The following is a 3,309-nucleotide window of genomic DNA, read 5'->3' on the forward strand; positions in this document are numbered from 1 at the left end:
GGGGGTGGGGTGAACACACGGGGTGTGTTCGTGCTTTCAGAACCGCACAGTGGACGCGACACATCTTCTTGGACGTGTGTTTGGATGTGGTCAAGTCCTCGGCCTATTAGTACCGGTCAGCTCCACACATTGCTGTGCTTCCACTTCCGGCCTATCAACCCGCTGGTCTGGGCGGGGGCCTTACCCCTCGAGGGGTGAGAGACCTCATCTTGAAGCGAGCTTCCCGCTTAGATGCTTTCAGCGGTTATCCCTGCCGAACGTAGCCAACCAGCAGTGCTCCTGGCGGAACAACTGGCACACCAGAGGTTCGTCCGTCCCGGTCCTCTCGTACTAGGGACAGCTCTTCTCAAGTCTCTTACGCGCACGGCGGATAGGGACCGAACTGTCTCACGACGTTCTAAACCCAGCTCGCGTACCGCTTTAATGGGCGAACAGCCCAACCCTTGGGACCTACTCCAGCCCCAGGATGCGACGAGCCGACATCGAGGTGCCAAACCATCCCGTCGATATGGACTCTTGGGGAAGATCAGCCTGTTATCCCCGGGGTACCTTTTATCCGTTGAGCGACACCGCTTCCACATGCCGGTGCCGGGTCACTAGTCCCAGCTTTCGCTCCTGCTCGACCCGTCGGTCTCACAGTCAAGCTCCCTTGTGCACTTGCACTCGACACCTGATTGCCAACCAGGCTGAGGGAACCTTTGGGCGCCTCCGTTACATTTTGGGAGGCAACCGCCCCAGTTAAACTACCCACCTGACACTGTCCCTGATCCGGATCACGGACCGAGGTTAGACATCCAATTCGACCAGAGTGGTATTTCAACGACGACTCCACGAACACTGGCGTGCCCGCTTCACAGTCTCCCACCTATCCTACACAAACCGAACCGAACACCAATATCAAGCTATAGTGAAGGTCCCGGGGTCTTTCCGTCCTGCCGCGCGTAACGAGCATCTTTACTCGTAGTGCAATTTCGCCGAGCCTGTGGTTGAGACAGCTGAGAAGTCGTTACGCCATTCGTGCAGGTCGGAACTTACCCGACAAGGAATTTCGCTACCTTAGGATGGTTATAGTTACCACCGCCGTTTACTGGCGCTTGAGTTCTGAGCTTCGCCACCAAAGTAGCTAACCCGTCCCCTTAACGTTCCAGCACCGGGCAGGCGTCAGTCCGTATACATCGTCTTTCGACTTCGCACGGACCTGTGTTTTTAGTAAACAGTCGCTTCTCACTGGTCTCTGCGGCCACCCACCGCTACCCACAGCTAGTGTGTTGACGGTTGATGGCCCCCCTTCTCCCGAAGTTACGGGGGCATTTTGCCGAGTTCCTTAACCACAGTTCGCTCGATCGCCTCGGTATTCTCTACCTGACCACCTGAGTTGGTTTGGGGTACGGGCCGCTCGGAACTCGCTAGAGGCTTTTCTCGGCAGCATAGGATCATCCCATTCACCTCATTCGGCTATGCATCAGGCCTCACCCTTCATGCGACGCGGATTTGCCTACGTCGCGGGCCACACCCTTGCACCGGTACTACCACTCACCGGTAGGACTACCTTCCTGCGTCACCCCATCGCTTGCCTACTACCAGTCCGGGTCCCACGCTCCCCAGAACACGTCCCCGAAGGGATCTCGCCTGGTTCGGATGGTTAGCATCGCTGGGTTCAGCATGGGCGTTCCTTCGCGGGTACGGGAATATCAACCCGTTGTCCATCGACTACGCCTGTCGGCCTCGCCTTAGGTCCCGACTCACCCTGGGCGGATTAGCCTGGCCCAGGAACCCTTGGTCATCCGGCGGGGGAGTTTCTCACTCCCCTTTCGCTACTCATGCCTGCATTCTCACTCGTGTGGCGTCCACGGCTGGATCACTCCGCCGCTTCAACCCCCACACGACGCTCCCCTACCCACCCCCACACCTGGCCACCACGACGAATCATGATGACGGGCTACATGGGAGTGCCATAGCTTCGGCGGTGTGCTTGAGCCCCGCTACATTGTCGGCGCGGAATCACTTGACCAGTGAGCTATTACGCACTCTTTCAAGGGTGGCTGCTTCTAAGCCAACCTCCTGGTTGTCACTGCGACTCCACATCCTTTTCCACTTAGCACACGCTTAGGGGCCTTAGCTGATGATCTGGGCTGTTTCCCTCTCGACCACGAACCTTATCGCCCGCAGTCTCACTGCCACGCTCTCACTTACCGGCATTCGGAGTTTGGTTGATTTCAGTAACCTTGTGGAGCCCCTAGACCATCCAGTGCTCTACCTCCGGCAAGAAACACGCGACGCTGCACCTAAATGCATTTCGGGGAGAACCAGCTATCACCGAGTTTGATTGGCCTTTCACCCCTACCCACAGCTCATCCCCTCCGTTTTCAACCGAAGTGGGTTCGGTCCTCCACGCGGTCTTACCCGCGCTTCAACCTGGCCATGGGTAGATCACTCGGCTTCGGGTCTAGAGCACGCGACTGCAGATCGCCCTGTTCGGACTCGCTTTCGCTACGGCTACCCCACACGGGTTAACCTCGCCACGTACCACTAACTCGCAGGCTCATTCTTCAAAAGGCACGCAATCACCCCGACCGCGATGCGACCTAAGGCTCTCACGGCTTGTAGGCACACGGTTTCAGGTACTATTTCACTCCCCTCCCGGGGTACTTTTCACCTTTCCCTCACGGTACTTGTCCGCTATCGGTCACCAGGGAGTATTCAGGCTTAGCGGGTGGTCCCGCCAGATTCACACCGAATTCCACGAGCTCGGTGCTACTTGGGAACGATCCACGAGAGAGTGCAGGTTTTCGTGTACGGGGCTCTCACCCTCTACGGCGACCCCTTCCAGAGGCCTTCCACTAACCACACACTTTTATGACTCCCGGCCGCCGCGGCAGCGACGACAAGAAACGCCCCACAACCCCACATGCACAACACCTGCCGGCTATCACATGCACATGGTTTGGCCTCATCCGCTTTCGCTCGCCACTACTCACGGAATCACTGTTGTTTTCTCTTCCTGTGGGTACTGAGATGTTTCACTTCCCCACGTTCCCTCCACACGCCCTATATATTCAGGCGCGGGTCACACCACATGACTGGTGCGGGGTTCCCCCATTCGGAAATCCTCGGATCAACGCTCGGTTGACAGCTCCCCGAGGCTTATCGCAGCCTCCTACGTCCTTCATCGGCTCCTGGTGCCAAGGCATCCACCGTGCGCCCTTAACAACTTGAACACACAAACAAACAAACAAAGATGCTCGCGTCCACTGTGCAGTTCTCAAAGAACGAACAGCAACCCACCCCACACCCACCACCAGACACCCA

1 rRNA gene is annotated in these 3,309 nt (G+C 57.5%); it reads right to left on the bottom strand.

Annotated features, from left to right (window positions below):
• Window positions 1-86: 86 nt before the first annotated feature.
• A 23S ribosomal RNA gene (locus tag TEK04_RS21120) occupies window positions 87-3,218 on the bottom strand.
• Between the last annotated feature and the right edge of the window lie 91 nt (window positions 3,219-3,309).

This window comes from Klenkia sesuvii (genome assembly GCF_037083825.1).
Classification (GTDB): Bacteria; Actinomycetota; Actinomycetes; order Mycobacteriales; family Geodermatophilaceae; genus Klenkia; species Klenkia sesuvii.